This window comes from Sanguibacter sp. Leaf3 (assembly GCF_001425965.1).
GTDB classification, from domain to species: domain Bacteria; phylum Actinomycetota; class Actinomycetes; order Actinomycetales; family Cellulomonadaceae; genus Sanguibacter; species Sanguibacter inulinus.
On record NZ_LMRH01000002.1, the window covers coordinates 151,084 to 169,894 of the forward strand.

21 protein-coding genes are annotated in these 18,811 nt (G+C 71.1%); 9 read left to right on the forward strand and 12 right to left on the reverse strand.

Annotated elements, in window-relative coordinates; all coding sequences use genetic code 11:
- Positions 1-86 precede the first annotated feature (86 nt).
- Positions 87-497, forward strand: a complete 411-nt coding sequence (locus ASG53_RS08045; RefSeq protein WP_056131271.1) for an NUDIX hydrolase — start codon at positions 87-89, stop codon at positions 495-497.
- On the opposite strand, the gene ASG53_RS08050 is transcribed toward ASG53_RS08045, so the two are convergent.
- Entirely contained in the window at positions 449-940 is a 492-nt protein-coding gene (locus ASG53_RS08050) for a DUF4406 domain-containing protein (RefSeq protein WP_235533874.1), read from the reverse strand. The genes ASG53_RS08045 and ASG53_RS08050 overlap by 49 nt on opposite strands.
- A gap of 93 nt (positions 941-1,033) precedes the next feature.
- Here ASG53_RS08050 and ASG53_RS08055 point away from each other — a divergent pair, with 93 nt between their 5' ends.
- The gene (locus tag ASG53_RS08055) at positions 1,034-1,729 is read left to right on the forward strand and encodes an SOS response-associated peptidase (protein ID WP_056131274.1); all 696 of its coding nucleotides are present in this window, start codon (positions 1,034-1,036) and stop codon (positions 1,727-1,729) included.
- A gap of 69 nt (positions 1,730-1,798) precedes the next feature.
- Here the strand turns inward: ASG53_RS08055 and ASG53_RS08060 are convergent, their stop codons facing one another.
- Positions 1,799-2,641, reverse strand: a complete 843-nt coding sequence (locus ASG53_RS08060) for an NAD-dependent epimerase/dehydratase family protein (protein WP_056131276.1) — start codon at positions 2,639-2,641, stop codon at positions 1,799-1,801.
- Between the two features lie 384 nt (positions 2,642-3,025).
- On the opposite strand from ASG53_RS08060, the gene ASG53_RS08065 reads away from it, so the two are divergent.
- Both ASG53_RS08065 and ASG53_RS08070 read left to right on the forward strand, forming a co-directional pair.
- The gene (locus ASG53_RS08065; protein WP_056131279.1) at positions 3,026-3,991 is read left to right on the forward strand and encodes a manganese catalase family protein; all 966 of its coding nucleotides are present in this window, start codon (positions 3,026-3,028) and stop codon (positions 3,989-3,991) included.
- A gap of 68 nt (positions 3,992-4,059) precedes the next feature.
- A complete protein-coding gene (locus ASG53_RS08070) occupies positions 4,060-4,242 on the forward strand; it encodes a hypothetical protein (RefSeq protein ID WP_056131282.1) in 183 nt (60 codons plus the stop codon).
- Positions 4,243-4,260: 18 nt separating this feature from the next.
- On the opposite strand, the gene ASG53_RS08075 is transcribed toward ASG53_RS08070, so the two are convergent.
- Both ASG53_RS08075 and ASG53_RS20510 read right to left on the reverse strand, forming a co-directional pair.
- On the reverse strand, positions 4,261-5,301 hold the full coding sequence (locus ASG53_RS08075; protein WP_056131284.1) for a DNA polymerase Y family protein: 1,041 nt from the start codon (positions 5,299-5,301) through the stop codon (positions 4,261-4,263).
- A 58-nt stretch (positions 5,302-5,359) separates the two neighbouring features.
- A complete protein-coding gene (locus tag ASG53_RS20510) occupies positions 5,360-5,494 on the reverse strand; it encodes a hypothetical protein (protein ID WP_268793419.1) in 135 nt (44 codons plus the stop codon).
- A gap of 259 nt (positions 5,495-5,753) precedes the next feature.
- On the opposite strand from ASG53_RS20510, the gene ASG53_RS08080 reads away from it, so the two are divergent.
- Positions 5,754-6,785: an aldo/keto reductase gene (locus ASG53_RS08080; RefSeq protein WP_056131286.1), complete on the forward strand. Its 1,032-nt coding sequence runs from the start codon at positions 5,754-5,756 to the stop codon at positions 6,783-6,785.
- Between the two features lie 13 nt (positions 6,786-6,798).
- Here ASG53_RS08080 and ASG53_RS08085 read toward each other — a convergent pair whose 3' ends face one another.
- Positions 6,799-7,755: an SDR family NAD(P)-dependent oxidoreductase gene (locus ASG53_RS08085; protein ID WP_056131289.1), complete on the reverse strand. Its 957-nt coding sequence runs from the start codon at positions 7,753-7,755 to the stop codon at positions 6,799-6,801.
- An 89-nt stretch (positions 7,756-7,844) separates the two neighbouring features.
- On the opposite strand from ASG53_RS08085, the gene ASG53_RS08090 reads away from it, so the two are divergent.
- On the forward strand, positions 7,845-8,393 hold the full coding sequence (locus ASG53_RS08090; RefSeq protein WP_056131292.1) for a TetR/AcrR family transcriptional regulator: 549 nt from the start codon (positions 7,845-7,847) through the stop codon (positions 8,391-8,393).
- Positions 8,394-8,407: 14 nt separating this feature from the next.
- On the opposite strand, the gene ASG53_RS08095 is transcribed toward ASG53_RS08090, so the two are convergent.
- Positions 8,408-9,451, reverse strand: coding sequence for an arsenic resistance protein (locus ASG53_RS08095; protein ID WP_056131295.1), 1,044 nt, complete (start codon positions 9,449-9,451; stop codon positions 8,408-8,410).
- Positions 9,452-9,560: 109 nt separating this feature from the next.
- Positions 9,561-10,049 carry a MarR family winged helix-turn-helix transcriptional regulator gene (locus ASG53_RS08100; protein ID WP_056131298.1) on the reverse strand — a complete coding sequence of 163 codons (489 nt, stop codon included), beginning with the start codon at positions 10,047-10,049 and terminating at the stop codon, positions 9,561-9,563.
- Between the two features lie 91 nt (positions 10,050-10,140).
- On the opposite strand from ASG53_RS08100, the gene ASG53_RS08105 reads away from it, so the two are divergent.
- From ASG53_RS08105 to ASG53_RS08120, 3 genes are all read left to right on the forward strand, one after another.
- A complete protein-coding gene (locus ASG53_RS08105; protein WP_156382721.1) occupies positions 10,141-10,932 on the forward strand; it encodes an SDR family NAD(P)-dependent oxidoreductase in 792 nt (263 codons plus the stop codon).
- A 76-nt stretch (positions 10,933-11,008) separates the two neighbouring features.
- On the forward strand, positions 11,009-11,443 hold the full coding sequence (locus ASG53_RS08110; RefSeq protein WP_056131305.1) for a VOC family protein: 435 nt from the start codon (positions 11,009-11,011) through the stop codon (positions 11,441-11,443).
- Between the two features lie 310 nt (positions 11,444-11,753).
- Positions 11,754-12,704 (forward strand): alpha/beta fold hydrolase, encoded by a 951-nt coding sequence (locus ASG53_RS08120; RefSeq protein ID WP_056131311.1) that lies wholly within the window; start codon positions 11,754-11,756, stop codon positions 12,702-12,704.
- 55 nt (positions 12,705-12,759) lie between these two features.
- Here ASG53_RS08120 and ASG53_RS08125 read toward each other — a convergent pair whose 3' ends face one another.
- From ASG53_RS08125 to ASG53_RS08145, 5 genes are all read right to left on the reverse strand, one after another.
- On the reverse strand, positions 12,760-14,322 hold the full coding sequence (locus tag ASG53_RS08125; RefSeq protein WP_056131313.1) for a glycoside hydrolase family 32 protein: 1,563 nt from the start codon (positions 14,320-14,322) through the stop codon (positions 12,760-12,762).
- A gap of 166 nt (positions 14,323-14,488) precedes the next feature.
- Positions 14,489-15,943 carry a glycoside hydrolase family 32 protein gene (locus ASG53_RS08130; RefSeq protein WP_056131316.1) on the reverse strand — a complete coding sequence of 485 codons (1,455 nt, stop codon included), beginning with the start codon at positions 15,941-15,943 and terminating at the stop codon, positions 14,489-14,491.
- A gap of 12 nt (positions 15,944-15,955) precedes the next feature.
- Positions 15,956-16,975 carry a LacI family DNA-binding transcriptional regulator gene (locus tag ASG53_RS08135; protein WP_056131319.1) on the reverse strand — a complete coding sequence of 340 codons (1,020 nt, stop codon included), beginning with the start codon at positions 16,973-16,975 and terminating at the stop codon, positions 15,956-15,958.
- On the reverse strand, positions 16,972-17,883 hold the full coding sequence (locus ASG53_RS08140) for a carbohydrate ABC transporter permease (RefSeq protein ID WP_056131322.1): 912 nt from the start codon (positions 17,881-17,883) through the stop codon (positions 16,972-16,974). Before ASG53_RS08140 ends, ASG53_RS08135 begins: the two co-directional genes overlap by 4 nt.
- Positions 17,880-18,761, reverse strand: coding sequence for a carbohydrate ABC transporter permease (locus ASG53_RS08145; RefSeq protein ID WP_056133887.1), 882 nt, complete (start codon positions 18,759-18,761; stop codon positions 17,880-17,882). The genes ASG53_RS08140 and ASG53_RS08145 overlap by 4 nt, the downstream gene beginning before the upstream one ends.
- Between the last annotated feature and the right edge of the window lie 50 nt (positions 18,762-18,811).

Sequence of the window (18,811 nt, forward strand, 5' to 3'; positions counted from 1 at the left end):
CGACCGGCGACGGTCCGGCCGCAGGTGGCAGACTGACGGTCGGTGCCCGGTCAGGGGCCGCCGGCGAGATCCGAGGAGAAGACGACATGTCCCAGGCTCTCGAGGGCGGAGGGTGCCAGATCATCCTCGTCGCCGCCGACGGTGCGGTCCTGCTCCAGCTCCGGGACGACAAGGACTGGATCCCGTACCCCGGCATGTGGGCGGTCCCCGGCGGCATGCTGGAGCCTGGCGAGAGTCCTCTGGACTGCATCGTCCGCGAGGTCCGTGAAGAGCTGGGTGTCGACCTCGCCCCGGAGGTCGTGGTGCACCTCGAGACGGTTGTCCGGTCCTACGGCGTCGAGCACACCTTCACCGCCCCGCTCGACGTGCCGGCTGACGAGATCGTCCTCACCGAAGGACAGCGGGTCGACTGGTTCACGCCCGAGCAGGTCGCGCAGATGCATCTGGCCTACGAGGACGACGACGTGCTCGCCGCCTTCTTCGCTGCACGGGCCTGAGCCCCTCCAGCCAGGCCAGGTCCGAGCGCGGTCTGCGGGGACGGGGGCTCAGGGAGTGACAGCGCTGCAGGGCTGACCCCGACCCCGGGGACCTCGGAGAGGTCTGTGTAGACGGGGATGCCGCGCTCGCGGGCGATCGCCACGTCCTGGTCGGCACCCCGTGACTCACCCGGGAGCCTGAGCACAGCGTCGCAGCGCTCGAGCAGCCGCGCGGCCGTCGGGTACATGACCTGGGCCGCGAGCGGGTGGTCAGGCCCGCTCGCGCCCGCGCTGGCGAGGACAGGGAGTGCCACCCACTCGCCGATCATCGGCAGGTGGCCCGCCTCGAAGAGGGGCCAGGCCGCCTCTTCGAGCCTGTCGAGGTTCCGGCGCATGAGAGCAGGGTCGCCACCGGTCCCAGAGGCGTAGGGGCCGGCGATCAAGATCATCAGTGAGGTCGTCATGCTCGAAGAATAGCGCACGAACGTGCAGCATCGTTAAGGAACGTGCAGCCTGAGGTCTAGACCGCGGCCACGGTGCGCCCTACGCTCAGGAGCATGTGCGGCAGGTACGCGAGCGACATCGCGATCGACGACCTCATGGCGTTCTTCGACGCGAGCCCCGGTACGGCCTACGACTGGGCCGGCCTCTTCTCGGTTGCGCCGAGCGACCCTGCGCCCGTCGTCCGGGAGCGGCTGCTCGACGACGAGCTGCACCGCGAGGTCGACTACGCCCGCTGGGGTCTGCGCCCAGGGTGGGCCAAGGACTCCGGACCACGACCGATCAACGCGCGGCTCGAGACCGTAGCGACCTCGGGCATGTTCCGTTCCGCGTTCACGAGCCAGCGCTGCCTCGTGCCGATGACTGGCTACTACGAGTGGGAGACCACCCCGAGCGGCAAGCAGCCGCACTACATCCACTCCGACGGTCCGCTCGCCGCCGCCGGGCTCTACGCCGCCCGCAAGGACCCGGCGTCGGGGGAGTGGGCGCTCACCTACACAGTGATCACCCGCGAGGCCCGGGACGCCTCGGGCGAGATCCACGACAGGATGCCGGTGTTCCTGCTCCCCGACCTCTGGGGCGAGTGGCTGAGCCCTGATGCTCTCGCCGACAAGGAGACGATGACCGACCGCCTCACGGCCTCCTCCGACGAGGTCGCGCAGACCATGACCACGCACCGTGTCGACCGCAGGGTGAACTCGACGCAGAAGGCCGACCCGACGGACCCGAGCCTCGTGGAGTCGATCGACTGACGCGCCAGATTCGCCCGGGCACGCGCGAGCCTCAGACCGTGCCCAGCCGCCCGGGCCGTGCGACGGGGCCTAGAGAGTGGTGAAGCCGTCGCGCCAGGAGGGATGGGCGAGGGTCAGCCCGCCGCGGGTGGCGCGAGCGTTGGACACGGGGCGGCCGACGTCTCCGGAGGTGCTCCGCCGAGGTGCAGGCGCACCGAGGGCGCGCGCGAAGCCCGTGGCCCACTCGACCCCGGCTGCCGGCTCGTCGTCGACGATGTTCCACACCCCGCCCTCCCACCCGAGGGCGAGGACTACGGCCTGGGCGACGTCCGAGACGTGGACGAAGGACGTCACGGTCTCCGTCGCGACGAGCTCACCGTCACGCACGGCGTGGCCGTACCGCCCGTCGCGGGAGTACCAGGTCTCCGGTCCGTACAGCTGGCCGCACCGGAGGACCACCCCGCCCGCCAGCTCTCGGACCGCACCCTCGAGCTCGGCGACGGCGGCGACAGTCGTCCGGCGAGGCTCTGCGGCGTCCAGGTCGAGGGGGTCGGTCTCGGTTGCCAGGTCGGCCGCAGGTGGGTAGACCCAGGCGATGCTCTGGCCGACGAACCTGGAGACGCCGCTCGCCCGGGCGGCGTCGACGAGGTTCCTCGTGCCGACGGTCCGCAGCCTGGCGTTGCTCGCCGAGTCTCCGGTGCCGAGGTCGGTCATGAGGTGCAGGACCGCGTCCGGGCGAGCCCCGGCGACGGCCGCGATGGTCGCCTCGCGGTCGAAGGCGTCGAGCGGGACCGCGGTCGCGCCGAGGCCGCGGAGCAGACCAGCCTTGCTCGACGAGCGGGAGGTGGCGGTGATCTCGTGCCCCTGCCCCGCCAGCAGAGGGATGACGGCTCGGCCGAGGACACCGGACCCGCCGGCGACGAAGATACGCACCCGAGCATGATCCCACGGGTTGCTCCGCCGGGACCCGCGCAGCGGTCCGTGCGACCGACCGTGCAGGGCCACGACGTCACCGCGCCGTGCGGACCTGGCTCCTCTCGTCGACGAGCGACGTCGTAGGGGTGCGCGCGGGCCTCGCCGCGCGCAGAGCCACCGCCGGTCCTACAGTGGGTGAAGACCCGCTAGACCCGGACAGGGCAGCCGGTCATCCCTCGTCATGACGGCGGCGAGGCTCCGAGCGACGCGACGCAGCGCGCTGATCAGCACCACCTCTCCCACCCTCAGCACCCCGACTCTCTCGAGCCACCGGGGTGGTCGAGCGCACCCTCGTGCGCTCGTCCCCCGACAGGCCGCGGGAGCACGACGAAGGGAATCACCGTGTACCTGCACGTCCAGCGACTCATCCACGAGATCATCCCCGACGAGCCCGACCCGGCAGCAGCGAACGCCCTCCAGGAGGGACTCGGCGGCCAGTTCGGCGAGATGCGGACGATGATGCAGTACCTGTTCCAGAGCATGAACTTCCGCGGGGCTGCGGCGAAGCCGTACCGAGACCTGCTCCAGGGGATCGGCACCGAGGAGATCAGCCACGTCGAGCTCATCGGGACGACCATCTCTCGCCTGCTCGACGGCTCCCCGCGCTACAACGGCAAGAAGACCGACCCGCTGGACACGCCGGGAGCCGGGGGCGACATCCCGCTGCGGATGGCTCTCGACGAGGGCAACATCCACCACTACCTCGTCGCCGCCCAGGGCGCGCTGCCCGTCGACTCCGCGGGCAACCCGTGGAGCGGCAGCTACGTCTACAACTCGGGCAACCTCGTGCTCGACCTGCTGTACAACCTCATGCTGGAGTCCACAGGTCGCCTGCAGAAGTGCCGGATCTACGAGATGACCGAGAACAAGACGGCACGCTCGACCATCTCGTACCTCATCGTCCGGGACCAGGCCCACGAGAACGCCTACGCCAAGGCCCTCGAGACTCTCGGCGTCGACTGGGGAAAGCTGCTGCCGATCCCCAAGACCAACGCGGAGAAGTTCCCCGAGGTGAAGAAGCTCGTGGACCTCGGGCTGCAGAGCAAGCAGTACACCTTCGACCTCACGGGGCTCTCCGAGGCCGGGAAGATCTTCCGCGGCATGTCGCCGTCGAACGACGGGACCGAGCTCGACGCGACCGAGCAGGCCCCCGAGGGCGTGCCCTCGACGATCGCCGAGGAGCGCTTCGAAGAGTTCGCACCCGGCCTCGACCCGGAGCTGCTCTCGCTCATCCAGGCGACGGCCGACATCGAGATGGCCGAGGTCCAGCCGGTCTACGGACCCATCCCGCCGTCAGAGAAGTCCTGAGGTCTCGCCGACGCGGGCGAGTCTGCGCAGCACGACGAGGCCCCGACCGTCGCGGTCGGGGCCTCGTCGTGCCTGAGGGCAGAGGCGCCCTCCGACGACAGGACCCCCAGGAGCTCTCAGACGTCTTCGCCGTCCTGTCGCTGCTCGCCCTCGACGCAGGGCTCGGCGAGGACACCACCGAGACGATGGAGACTCTCGGCCAGGCGGCCTTCGTGGCTGCCGGGACCTGCACGGGAGAAGACGTCACCTGACGCTCTCCTGACCGAGGCTCAGAAGAGCGTCGGCTGGACCCGGTCTGACGGCAGGAGACCGGTGAGCGTGGCTCGGACCGTCGTGGCCGTCGGTGCGTCGTCAGGCCCGAGGAGATCATGGGCGACCGCGCGCCACACCTTCGGGTCGGCCGTGGCATCGCCGCCTCGTCGCAGCACAGTCGCCGCCCCGGCTCCCTCTGACCGCAGCGCGAGAGCCAGACCCGTCGCGACGAGGCCGGCCCGGGCGGCCCGGTGGCACACCCTCTCGACGCACGCGTCGACGACCTGCCCGGTGCTCTTGTCCGCGCGCCCGTAGCCGGAGGTCGACCCCTCGGCGGTGAGGGTCGACCTGGCCTCGACCGTGCGCACGGTCGCGTCGTCCGTGCCCTCGCGGATCTGCCAGAGCCTGCGTGCCATCGCCGTGCCGCAGGACTGCTGGAGCATGGCGCGCGGGACGGTGTCGAGGTCGGCCAGGTGCTCGACGCCGAGGTGGGTCAGGCGCTCGCGGGTCGTCGCCCCCACGCCCCAGACGTCGGCGAGAGCGAGGGAGCTGCGCAGCGACGTCTCCTGCTGCGGGCTGATGACGTGCAGCCCGTCGGGCTTGGCGGCACGCGAGGCGAGCTTCGCCATGAGCTTGGTGCGCCCGACCCCGACGCTCACCGGGATGCCGAGCTCGTGGTCAGCACGGCGCCTGAGCGTGCGGCCGGCCTCGACGGCCTCGTCCCAGTCGTCGGTCCCGACGTCGAGGAAGGCCTCCTCGACCGAGCCGGGCTCGACCGCCCGGGCGCACTCGTGGAAGAGGTCGAAGAGGGCGTCGCCGACCTCTTCGACCTCCGCGCGCGGCACGTCGAGCAGCACCAGCCCGGGGTGTCGTCGCAGTGCCTCGTCGGCCAGCATGCCGCTGGTGACGCCGAGAGCGCGCGCCGGATAGCTCGCGCTCGCGACGAAGACGTGCGCGACCACGGCGACAGGCACACCCACGAGGTCGGGTCGCCCGCGCAGGGCGACCGAGGCGAAGAAGGCGTCGGCGTCGGCGTGCAGCAGCGGTCTGCTGGTCATCCACCGATCGTACAGGTGTTCGACGTGGCGGTCGCTGGTGGTCTCGGGGCCGCGGCGGCTACGGGGTGCGGCGGCCTCGTCCTCGCGCCCTGCGCACGTCGCGGACGGTCTGGACGATCGCCACGACGACGACCGCAGCGACGACGCCCCACGGCGCAGCCCACGGCACGAAGGCCCAGACGAGCGCGACCACGGCGAAGGGGACGGCGAAGGAGGCGATCCGACGCGGGATCGTCCTCGGGGCCGGTCCAGGCCTCGACCGGGACCGTGGAGATGCGTGGGTAGTCGGTCATCGTGCCTGCTGTGGTGCCATGCGTGCCCCCCGGCTCTCGGCCGCTGGCGCGCGGCTGGTCGCCCGAGTCTACGCGGGCAGACCTCGGCCCGCTGGCGGTCCTGCGACGAGCGGGAGAGGCTGGACGAGTCCCACACGATCGACGACACAGGAGTCTTCTATGCAGTACCGCACCCTCGGCCGCAGCGGCGCAGTCGTGTCCAGCCACTGCCTCGGGACCATGACCTTCGGCTCGGAGGCCGACGAAGCCACCTCCGGCGCGATCCTCGAGACCTTCGTCGAGGCTGGCGGCACCTTCGTCGACACCGCCGACGTCTACAGCGGCGGCGCCTCGGAGGAGATCATCGGGCGCTGGCTCGCCGCGCACCCGACCGAGGCCTCGCAGGTCGTCCTGGCGACGAAGGGCCGCTTCCCCATGGGAGAGGGCCCCAACGATCTCGGCCTCTCCAGGCGCCACCTGCGCGACGCCCTCGACGCGTCGCTGCGGCGCCTCGGGGTCGAGCACGTCGACCTCTACCAGATGCACGCCTGGGACGCCGTGACCCCGCTCGAGGAGACGCTGAGGTTCCTCGACGACGCCGTGACGGCCGGCAAGATCTCGTACTACGGGTTCTCCAACTACCTCGGCTGGCAGCTGACCAAGGCTGTGCACACGGCTGCCGCCCACGGCTGGGCCGCGCCGGTGACGCTCCAGCCGCAGTACAACCTGCTGGTCCGCGACATCGAGCACGAGGTGGTGCCCGCCTCCCTCGACGCCGGGATCGGGCTGCTGCCCTGGTCGCCGCTCGCGGGCGGATGGCTCACCGGCAAGTACGAGCGTGACGTCCCGCCCTCGGGTGCCACGCGTCTGGGTGAGAACCCGCAGCGCGGCATGGAGGCGTGGCAGGGCCGCAACGACGACGAGCGCACCTGGCGCGTGGTCGACGCGCTCCGCGAGATCGCCGACGCCCGTGACGTCTCCGCCTCCCAGGTCGCGCTGTCCTGGCTCGCCGACAGGCCGGCCGTCACCTCGGTGATCCTCGGTGCCCGGACCGTCGAGCAGCTGAGCGACAACCTCGCGGCAGCCGACCTCGTGCTGACCGAGGACGAGACCACCCGGCTGACCGAGGCGAGCGTGCCGCAGGTCGACGACTACCCCTACGGGACCGCAGGGGTCGCTCAGCGCAGCAGGAAGCTCACCGGGGGGCGCTGACCTGGTGCGGTGCCTACGGAGCCGGACGTGAGGCGAGGTCGGCGACGTCGATCGTCACACCCGCGAGGTCCTCGACCTGGCGCCACAGGCGCTCAGCGGTGTCGCCGGCCGGGGCGGCGGTCCTGGCCGGCAGCGGGATCGAGACGGGGGCGCCCCGCAGCCTCCCGCTCGGCGAGAAGTACTCGCCGCCGCTCACCTGCGGGTCGGTGAGCGCCCTGACCGCCGACCAGGCAGCGGTGTCCTTCCCCTGCGCCCACGGGGTGTACGGGTTGCGCTGGTAGGGCGTCGTCGCATCCCGGACCCCCGGACGCTCGGGGGTCTTCGCGTCGACCCCCACGCCCGGCCTGGTCACCACGGAGGCGACGGGCGAGCCAGCGGCGCGGAGCCTGCGGTCGAGCTCGAAGGCGAAGATCTCGGTCGCGGTCTTGGCCTTGGTGTACGCCGTGATCCCCAGCCTGGATACGTGCCGCAGGTCGTCGGTGCGCAGACGGAGCATCTGGACGAAGCCCGTCGAGGTGTGGACGACCCGGCTCAGGCTCCCGTGCTCGGAGGCTGTCGCGACGAGGGACGGCAGCAGTCGTCCCAGCAGTCTCGCGCTCGCGGCGACGTGGGTCCCGAGGATGAGCGGCAACCCGTCCTCGGTCGTGGCGGTCCGGTCCATGCTCATCACGCCGCCGTTGAGCAGGAGGGCGTCCAGGCGGGGGAGCGCGGCGAGCTCTGAAGCGGCCGCGTCGACCGAGGCCGACGAGCCGAGCTCGAGCGCGACGGTCCGCACAGATGCGAGGGGCACGCGGCTGCGGACAGCGTCAGCGGCGCGTCGGAGCTTGTCCTGCGAGCGGGACGCGAGGACGACGTCGGCGCCAGCCGCGGCGAGCTGCTCCGCGGCGAAGTAGCCGATCCCGGCCGTGGCGCCGGTGACGACGACGGTGCGCCCGGTCTGGTCTGGCAGGTGTGCAGGGTCCCAGGTCATTGAAGTCCTCGTCTCTCAAGTGGATGACTTATCCATCTGGACGCTAGCACAAGAACGGATACGCCATCCGCTTGGAGTAGGGTGGTCGCATGTCAGCCCTCCGCTCCGACGCCGCGCGCAGCAGGGCGCGCATCCTCGAGGTCGCCCGGACCCACGACCGCGCAGCCCTGCGGCTCAACGACGTCGCCCGCGACGCCGGAGTCGGGGTCGGAACCGTCTACAGGCACTTCCCGACGGTCCATGCCCTCGTCGAGGCGCTCTCCGCCGAGACCCTCGACGAGATGCTCGCGACGTCTCGTCGGGCGGCAGCAGACCCTGACCCGGGAGCAGGGCTCGCGCTCTACCTGCGATCTGCCCTCGCACTCCAGCTCGAGGACGGCGGTCTCCAGGCGGTGCTGCTCTCGCCCGAGGACGAGGCGGAGTCCGTCCGGACGGCCAAGCGCGAGATCTTCGAGACCTTCGCCTCCGTGCTCGAGGCTGCTCGTGGAGCCGGGGCCGTCAGGGCCGACCTCACGGTCGACCACCTCGCGCACCTCGTCTGCGGGATCGAGCACGCTGTGCGTCTCGGTTCGCCCGACGACCGCTCGCTCCTCGTCCAGGTGCTGCTCGACGGGCTGAGGCCTGCGCCCAGCCGCTGACGCGGCGGGTGGCGTCAGCGCGAGTGCGCGGCTCCTGTCTCGCGGACCACGAGAGGCACGACCCGCACGAGGACCACCATCGCGACGAGCTCGACGAGGGTCTGCGTGACGACCGCGAGGGGTGCGATCGACAGGCTCTCCGGGAGGGCGAGCGCGAGCGGCAGGACGACGAGAGAGTTGCGGGTCGCGACCGAGAACACTGCGGCACGGGCTGCGGAGACGTCCAGGCGTGCCACGCGGCTCGCGAGGACTCCGACGGCCACGGCGACCACGACGAAGGCCACGTAGAGCGGCACGACGCGCGCGAGCGAGCGCACCTCGGCGCCGACAGCAGCGACCTGCGACCCGACGACGACCACGAGGGTGAGCATCATCAGCGGGACCATCGCTGCGGCCGATGCCCCCTCGACCGCTCGTCCGACGGTCACCCCGACGGTCCGACGGTCACGCTGTCCCCGCCGGCCCCGGGCGAGGGCCTGGACTCCGGCAGCCGCTGCGAGGGGGACGAGGATCAGCACGACGAAGGCCTCGACGAAGGGACGCACGTCGACGACCTCGAGGACCTCAGGACCTGCGAAGAGAGAGAGGTACACCGGCAGCAGGAGCATCTGGACGAGCATCAGCAGGGGAGCGGCAGCCAGCAGCCTCGCCCGCGCCCCGCCTGCGAGCCCCGTGAAGACGATGACGTAGTCGACGCACGGCGTCAGGAGCACGAGGAGCACGCCGAGCAGCAGCCCCTGGTCGTCCGCGACGAACTGCGAGAGCCCGAAGACCACGACGGGCACGACGGCGAAGTTCGCGACGAGGACCGTCACCAGGAACCTCATGTCCCTGAAGGCCCGGCCTACCTCGATGAGTGGGACCCCTGAGAACGTCGCGAAGAGCAGCAGCGCGAGCACCGGGGTGATCGCCTGCTCGAGCGTCGACGCCACCTGGGGGAGGGCCAGGCCGATGGCCGCACCCAGGGCGATGGCGAGGAGGTAGAGCGGGACCTGCTGGCGGTCCCACCGCTCGACGACGCGAGAGCCGCGTCGCGCGTCGTCGGGGGGAGTGGCCATCCGCAGACCGTACCGCGAGGTCGCGACGCTCCGAGTGGCAGGGCCAGCAGCCGCCGAGCTGCACGTGGTCGCCGAGCCGCACGCGGTGCCGCGTGCTCGGACGCCTCCCTCAGGCCTGCTCCGGCGGCGTCCAGGCGGCAGTCGGGTCGATGGTCGTCGCGATCTCCGCGCTGATGGTCGCGAGCTGGTGCACCTGTGCCTCGGAGAGCGGGGCGAAGACGAGCTCCTCGACGAGGGCGTGGTGCGCGGGCGTCGAGCGGGCGACGAGGTCGTGCCCGTCGTCCGTGAGGATCGCGAGGGTGAAGCGGCCGTCGTCCGGGTCTGGGGAGCGCTGGACCCAGCCCTTCTTCTCCAGCCGGGAGATCGCCCGCGACAGCCTGGACAGCGTGCTGCTGGCGTAGCCGGCGAGCGTGCTCATGCGCAGCGACCTCTCGGTCGAGCTGTCGAGCGCGTAGAGCAGCCCGTGCTCGTAGTGGCTCAGGTCGTGGTCGCGTCGCAGCTGGGCGTCGAGTGCCGTCGGGAGGCGTTCGAGCACCGTGGCCAGGGAGGCCCAGGCGGCGAGGTGGTCACGGCTGAGACCGGACGGGGAGGCGGGCATGAGCCCAGTCTACGGACTTGCTCAGGCAAGTGACTCTCCGTAGTCTGACTTTCCCAGGCAAGTCATGTCGGGGAACGTCCGAGGAGAGCTCATGGATCTGCAGCTGCACGGCACGACGGCATTCATCAGCGGGTCGACCCGGGGCATCGGCCGTGCCGTGGCGTCGAGGCTCGCCGCCGAAGGCGCGAGGGTCGTCGTCAACGGGCGCACCCAGGAGACTGTCGACGCGGTGGTCGCCGATCTGCGGCGCGCGCACCCAGGCGCTGATCACCGTGGGATCGTCGCGGACTTCGCCGACCCTGCGTCGGTGAGGTCGCTCGTCGACGAGCTCGGAGACGTCGACGTCCTCGTCAACAACGTCGGCCTCTTCGGTCTCGCGGAGCTCGAGTCGGTGACCGACGACGAGTGGGTGCGCTACCTCGAGGTCAACCTGATGAGCGGGGTCCGGCTCTCTCGTCAGGTGCTGCCGGGGATGCTCGAGCGCGGTCGGGGCCGCATCGTGTTCATCAGCAGCGAGTCCGGGGTGAATGTCCCCGCCGACATGATCCACTACGGGGTCACCAAGGCCGCGATGATCGCACTCGGCAACGGCCTCGCCAAGCGGACCCGCGGCACAGCCGTGACGGTCAACACCGTCCTCGGCGGCCCGACCTACTCGGACGGTGTCGCAGACGTGGTCCGGTCGGTCGCAGCAGCCCAGTCCGCGCCCGAAGACGCGGTCAAGGCCTCGATCATCGGTCAGAACCGGACGACGCTCCTCGAACGCTTCATCGACCCTGACGAGATCGCCTCGCTCGTCGCCTACCTGGCGAGCCCTCTCGCGTCGGCGACGAACGGGGCGACGGTCCGAGCGGACGGCGGGGTGCTCACGGGGATGCTCTGACGCCCGACGTCGGCAGCTAAGACCGCGACCGAGGCTGGGTCTGTCGGCTGCGCGCTGACGGCGCTAGCGTTCCCCTATGACCATCAAGCTCGAGAACGTCGGGATCGCCGTCCGAGACCTGGACGCCGCGGTCGCCTTCTTCACCGACCTCGGCCTGACCGTGATCGGCCGGGACACCGTCAGCGGCGAGTGGGCTGACACCGCTGTCGGGCTCGACGGCAACCACGCACGCATCGCGATGCTCGAGACCCCCGACGGTCAGGGGCGCCTCGAGCTCTTCGAGTACATCCACCCGGTGGCTCTCGAGACCGAGCCGACGCTGCCGCACCAGATCGGCATGCACAGGGTCGCCTTCTCGGTCGACGACCTCGACGCTGCCCTCGCGATCGCCGCGACGCACGGCTGCTACCCGCTCCGCGGGGTCGCCACCTACGAGGACGTGTACAGGCTCACGTATCTGCGTGGTCCGAGCGGCATCCTCGTGATGCTGGCTCAGGCCCTCAAGTCCTGAGGTCGTCGCAGGACCTCATGACCCCATGACCCCAGTCCGCGGGCATCGGGGCGAGATCGTCGCCCGAGGGCGCCGCGGTCGCGGTGACCGAGGTCCTGCCGGGCGCCGGGTCCGCCGGCCTGTCGGCCGATCGGGCGACGTCGGGTCGCCCGGTCAGCCGACGCGAGGACGGCACCCCGGCGACCACGATCGAGGGATGTCGACCTCACACGCCCTACGTCCTCCCCGTCCTGCCCGCGCTCCCCGTCCCTCCCGTCTTCGCCGCAGTCTCGGGCGCCGCCTCACGAGGGCCGTCACCGGGCTTCTTGTCGTGCTCGTCCTCCTGGTCCTCGCCGGGGTGGTCTACGAGCGGGTCGCCTCGGCCGGGGCGGCTGACAGGTTCCCGGCTCCGGGTGTGCTCGTCGACGTGGGGACGACGTCCTTGCACCTCCAGGTGACCCCGGGGCCCGCCGGGGCACCCGTCGTCGTGCTCGAGGCGGGCAGCGGGGAGACCAGCCTGTCGTGGCGCGATGTCCCGGCCGGGCTCGCCGACGTCGCGACGGTCGTCTCGTACGACAGAGCAGGCACCGGGTGGAGCGAGCCGGCCACGACCTCGCGGACCGGCGAGCAGGTCGTCGCCGAGCTGCACGACGCCCTCACGGCAGCAGGCCTCGACGGTCCGTACGTCCTCGTCGGGCACTCGATGGGCGGTCTGTTCTCCAGGCTCTTCGCCGAGCGCTACCCGGACGAGGTGACGGGCCTCGTGCTCGTCGACGCCCGCCCGGAGGACGACGCGGCCCGGACGGCGCCGATCCTCGAGGCCGAGGGCTTCGCAGGGAACCCACCTGTCTGGTTGCTGTCGGCGCTCACCGAGACCGGGGTGATGCGGCTCTTCGCCGGGACCCTGCTGGCCGGCAGCGTCGATCCGGAGGACCAGGACAGGTTCGTCGACGTCGTCGCAGACCCGGAGTTCTTCAGGGTGCGCCAGGAGGAGGCGGACCTCGTCGGCTCGACCGAGGACGCCGTCCGCGGCCAGGATCTGGGAGGACTGCCCCTGGTGGTCGTCGCCCGCGGCGTCGCACAGGACTACGCGGCGGCCGGGCTCAGCACCGAGGCCGGGCAGGAGGTCGAGGCGATCTGGCAGGACGGGCAGCGCCGGCTCCTCGACCTCTCGAGCGCGAGCCGGCTGGTGGTTGCCGCCGAGAGCGGGCACCTGGTGATGCGTGACCAGCCCGAGGTCGTCGTCGAGGCCGTCCGGGACGTGGTCGCCGAGCTGCGCTGATGCGACGACGGGTCGTCTGCGGAGCACGCAGACGACCCGTCGCCGCCACGCGCCGCTAGACCACGTCGCCGAAGGACCGCAGCGTGATGCCCGTGAAGGCTGCGGGGCCACCGTCCGTGTAGAGCGAGATGCCGGTGTCTGCCGCGGTCAGGTGGACCTGCTGGGAGAGCACGGTGTGGCCGGCGTCGACGAAGACCTCCACGCTCTGGGTGTCGACGAGGATGCGCAGGTGCACCGACCGCGCGTCGGCGTCGATCGGGGCGGCGGCTCGCGACCAGGGCGCGAGCGAGTACCCGGCGAGGTCGGACGGCCCGCGGTCCACGTAGAGCTCGGCGCCGTGCTTGCCGATGTTCGTGTGCCGCGAGCCGTCGGCTGAACGGCCGACGGACACGCCCACGTTCGTCGCGGTGTCCCAGGAGATGTCGAGCTCGAGCTCGTAGGCGCGTCCCTCCCACGGGAGGACGAGGCTGCCGTCGACGGTGCGGTCGGGGAGGGTGGTGGTCGCGGTGACGTGGTCCCGCAACGCCGAGACGGGGGTGCTGAGCAGGCTGTACCAGCCACCGGGCTGGCGGGCGAGCCGCAGCTCCCGGACGACCGAGTTCTGCCCGTTGTACCCGTCGCTCACGTCGGTCGGGACGTCACGGGCGGCGTACTTCCAGTTGTTCATCCAGGCGATCGCGAGCCGCTTGGTCTCGGGCTCGTCGAGCGACGGCCAGGTGACCGCCGCGTACCAGTCCCAGCCCCAGTCGAGCCACTGCGGGGTGAGGTCGTCGGCGACCATCTGCTCGCCGTCCCAGGTCACCGTCCAGTAGGCGTAGGTCATCGGCAGGCCGACGCCGTAGGCGTCCATGCTGGCCCCGAGCACCCAGTGGCGGGTGCCGTCGTCGGCCGTCATCTCGAAGAGGTCGGGGCACTCGATGCCCCCGAGAGCATGGTCGGGGTAGTCGAAGTTGCGGCGCAGCGTCCAGTCGCGCAGGTTCGGCGAGGTGTAGAACGCGGCGTAGCGCAGGCGTCCGATCACGCAGACCCACTCGTCCCGGGCGGAGTCCCAGTGGATCTTGGGGTCGCGGAACCACTCGGCGTTCTCGATCTCGGCGGGCGTGACGGCGGCACGCCCGTCGGTGTTGACGATGACAGGGTCGGGCAGTGCGGTGAAGCTGAAGCCGCCGTCGGTCGACCAGTACAGGTACTGCTCCTGGTACCTGCGGACGCCGTCTGTCGGCTGCGTCGCCAGCGCGACGACAGCCCCGGCACCGAAGCCGGCGGTGTTCGCGGTGTCCACGACAGCCGACCCGGACCACACGGGGAAGTCGGGCTCCAGCGGCATCACGGTCCCGTGGTGGGTGAAGGTGACAGCGTCGGACGTGGTCGCGTGGTCCCAGCCTCCGGGTCCGTTGTTCTGGCCGGAGTGCAGGTAGTACAGCTGGTAGGCGCCGCCCGTGGTGACAGGGCGCTGCGGGTCGCAGAGCCAGCCGCTCGGCGGGGTCATGTGGTAGACGGCGCGGAGCGAGCCCTGCGCTGCCCGGGCGGTGCCGGTGAGGGCGCTGCCGAAGGCCAGGGCGAGCGCCCCGGTCCCGGCTCCTCGGAGCACTGTGCGGCGTGAGATGGACGGCATCATTGCGGGTTCCTCTCGGAGGTGGTGGGCGCGACGGATCGGCCCCTCGGTGCGGTGCTGTGCAGGGGGATCGCGGTGGGTGCTGCGGCCGGCGGACCGGCGTCGTGGTGGGTGCTGGAGCGGCTGCGCTGAGCCGAGTGCGGCTGCGGTCAGCCGAGTGCGGCTGTTGTCAGCCGAGTGCGGCGGCGGGGACGGGCATGCTGGTCTCCTGGTAAGCGCTGATGTCGACCACGGTGGCGTGCAGGGTCGCGGGGCGTGCCGCCTCGAGGCTCAGGGTCACGCCACGGGCACCGAGGAGGACCAGGTTGGACGCTGTCACCTCGCCGTCGCCGACGAAGACCTCGAGCAGCGGGCCGTCGAGGCTCAGGAGCAGCCGGGCCGGGCCGTCGCCGGTCAGCGGGACGGTGCTCGTCGACGGGAAGTCGGGGTGCACGGCCTCGGCCGCTGGTCCACCCCGGGTCAGGGACAGCGTCCTGCCGTGAGGGTCGTGCACGAGGTCCACGAAGGCGTCCTGGTCACCCCGCAGCCGGATGCTGAGCACGCCCGTGGCCGAGGGGTCCCAGCGGAGCTCGACGAGCGAGTGCCCGGAGAGGTGCAGATCAGCCGGCTGGTCGTCGACCAGCAGCGCCGTCGGCAGCACGCGGTCGAGGTACCCGCGGACGAAGGCCGGCGGCGACTGCACGAGCGTGGGTCGCCCGTCGACCGTGCGCAGCGCCAGGGTGCGCGGCAGCGACATCGCGCCCCGCCACGGTGCCGAGGGGAACACCCGGGCGTAGTGCCAGTTGCTCATCCAGCCGATCGTGACGGCCTCGCCGTCCGGGGCGTCGTCGAAGGTGACAGCCGCGTAGTAGTCCCGCCCGTGGTCGAGCCTGCGGAGCTCGGGGACGTCGGGGACGAAGGAGGTCCCGTCGAGGTGCCCGACGACGTAGTGCATCGACGAGCCCGCGGGATCAGGGTCCTCGCCGACGGGGTTGGTGCTGAGCAGCAGCACCCACCTGGAGTCGTCGGCGTCCCCGTCCAGCGGCAGCCTGACCAGGTCAGGGCACTCCCACACGACGCCTGTGGCCCCGAGCGGGCCCGTCGTGCTCAGGTGCTCCCACGTCACCAGGTCGGTCGAGGAGTAGAGCAGGACCTGCCGGTCGTCGGCCTCGACGGTCAGCATGATCCAGCGCGGGGTGCCGTCGTCGTCGTAGCGGATCACCTTGGGGTCCCGGAAGGCTGTCGTCCCCCGGTCGAGGACCGGGTTGGCCGGGTCCAGGTCCCAGGTGAGGCCCCCGTCGACGCTGGTCGCGCGGGACTGCGCCTGGTGGCCGTCGTCGTAGGCGCTCGTGTAGTACGCGGTGAGCACGTCGTCGCCCGTGCGCGACGCGACGACAGAGCCGGAGTAGATCTGCTCACCGGGCCTGTGGGAGATCGCCACGGGGAGCTCGGTCCAGTGCTCGAGGTCGGGGCTGGTGGCGTGGCCCCAGCTCATGTTGCCCCAGTCGGGACCCTCCGGGTTGTGCTGGAAGAACAGGTGCCACTGGCCCCCGTGGTGCACGAGCCCGTTGGGGTCGTTCATCCAGTGCTGCCGTGGGGTGAAGTGGAAGCTGGGGCGCGGCGCGCCGGTGCTCGTCGTCTGCACGGGATCCTCTCCTCAGACCGAGTGCCGGAGCACCGGCGGGCAGGCGACGAGACGGGGCTCGTCGTCCGGGGCAGGGTCGACGCCGAGGAGCATGCGCACGCCCGCGGCGCCGAGCTCGTAGTGCGGCAGCGCGACCGTGGACAGGGTGGGACGCAGGTGGGCGGCGATGACGTCCTGGTTGTCGAAGCCGATCACGGCGACGTCGTCGGGGATGCGAAGCCCGCGCTCGCGCAGGCCGTCGTACACGCCCATCGCCACGCGGTCGTTGTGGCAGAACACCGCGCTCGCACCGGAGTCGACGACGTGGGACGTCCCGGCGTAGCCGCCGCCCTGGTCGGGCGCGACAGGGAGGACGAGCGCCGGGTCGAACCCGATGCCTGCGGCCTCGAGCGCGGACCTGTAGCCAGCCAGACGTCCGGTCTGGGCGGGGGACGGGGTGGTGGTGTTGAGGAAGGCGATGCGCCGGTGCCCGTGGGCGAGGAGCTCTTCGGTCGCGGTCCGCCCGCCCTGCTCCTCGTCCGGGACCACGGCGGGCAGGCCGCTGCCGTCGGCGTAGCAGTCGACCAAGATCGTGTCGGTCTGGTGGAGCGCCTCGGGGACGGAGATCTCGCGGTGGTACCAGCTCGAGTAGAGGATCCCGCGGACCTGGTGCTCGAGCATCATCGCGATGGCGTCGTCCTCGACGGCCGCGTTGCCGTCGGTGTTGGCGACCAGCAGGACGAAGCCGTGCTTCCACGCCTCGTCCTGCGCGCCGTGGATGATCTGGCCTGCGAAGGGGGTCGTGGCGATCTCGTCGGCGACCAGGCCGATGAACGCCGACGTCCCGCGCGAGAGGGTCTTGGCCAGAACGTTCGGGCGGTAGCCGAGCTGCTCGACGGCCTCCTGGACCCGTCGCCGGGCGTCCTTGCCGATGCGTGCACCAGGCTTGTCGTTCACGACGTGGGAGACCGTCGAGACCGAGACGCCGGAGAGCTTCGCGACGTCTCGCATCGTGACCGCCGCACCGTGCTTGCTGCTGCCTGCCGTGGTCATCCCTTGGTCGCCCCGCTCTCGAGTCCGTTGATCATTGCCTTGTTCAGCACGAGGAACACCAGCAGCAGCGGCGTCACGGTGACGCACACGGCTGCGAAGGTCGCCGTCCAGTCAGTGTTCCCCATCGCACCGATGTAGTTCTGCAGGCCGAGCGGGATCGTCTTGAGGCCGTCGGAGAGGACGAAGGTGTTGGCGAAGATGAAGTCGTTCCAGATGAAGATCGAGTTGACCAGCACCACGGTGATGATCGTGTTGAGGGACAGCGGGAGGGTGATCTGCCCGAAGATCCTGTAGGGGCCTGCGCCGTCGAGCGAGGCCGCCTCGTACATCTCCCGCGGGATGTACTCGTAGAAGGACGAGAACAGGTAGACGGCCATCGGCAGGGCGAAGGCGGCGAGCGGGATGATCATCGACAGGTGGGTGTCGAGCAGCCCCACCCGGGAGTAGTCGATGAACAGCGGCACGAGCGCGATCTGCACGGGCACGATGATCCCGAGCAGGAACAGGGCCCGCACGAAGCCGCTGAGCCGGAAGCCGAGCACCTGGAGGGCGAAGGCCGCCATCATGCCGGCCACCACGATGAGCGCGCTCGCCCCGAGCGTGACGATCAGGCTGTTGAGGACGTTGAGCCCGAGGTTCCCGGTGGCGAAGGCGCGCGAGTAGTTGTCGAGCGTGAGGTCCGACGGCAGGGCGAAGGGGTTGCCCCCGGCGAAGTCGGAGGCCGTGCGGAAGCTCGTGAGCAGCAGCCACACGAGCGGGTACACCTGGACGAGGACGATGAGCACGACCGTCGCGGTGAGCAGGGCGCGCTGCACGCGCAGCCGCGAGGAGCGGGCGGGGGCCCGGCGCGGGGCGGGCTGGGCCGGTGGGGTGGGTGCAGCTGGCGCGGTGAGCACTGTCGCGGTCACGAGTCGTCCCTTCGACGGAAGATGAGGAAGATCAGGCCCACGGCGACGAGGCACTCGAGGACGATGAAGACCGAGATCGCGCTCGCGTAGCCGTAGTCGGTGTGGACGAAGGCGGTCTTGTACATGTAGGTCGTCAAGAGCTCGGACGACTGCCCGGGGCCACCGTTGGTGAGCAGGTACGGGATGTCGAAGCCGCGCAGCGCGAAGGTCGTGGCCATGACGGTCGTGGTGATCCACACGGGCCGGATGTACGGGAACCGGATCCGCCAGAAGATCTGCCACCACGACGCGCCGTCGAGGCGTGCGGCCTCCTCGAGCTCGCTCGGCACCGCGATGAGGGCGGCGTAGATGATGAGCATGTAGAGCCCCGTGAAGCGCCAGCCCTCGGGGACCGAGACGGCGGCGAGCACCGTGCTGACGTCCGAGAGCCACGCGGTCTGCAGGTTCTCCAGCCCGACCCAGGCGAGGGCCTGGTTGAGCAGGCCGACGGGCTCGAGGGAGTAGAGGCGCTGGAAGAGCAGCGCGATGGCCACCGTCGAGATCACCGCGGGCAGCAGGTAGAGGGTCTTGACGAGCTCGCGGGCGCGGGGGAGCGCTGTGAGCAGCCCCGCGACCACGAGTGCGCCGCCGAGCTGGAGCACCAGGCAGATGGCGAGGTAGCCGAGAGCGTTGCGGAAGGAGGTCCAGAAGACGTCGTCGCGGGTGAGCATCTTGACGTAGTTGTCGATGCCGACGAAGGACATGTCGGTGATGCCGTCCCAGCGGAAGAGGCTCAGGACGAGCGACTGCCCGATCGGCAGCAGGACGGCCAGGGCGTAGACCAGCAGGGGCGGGACGAGGAAGACGAGCACCGACAGGCGCGAGCGGCGCGGGAGCATCGACGTCCGCATCGGTGTGCGCGAGCGGGAGCGGACCGGCGCGGGCTTGC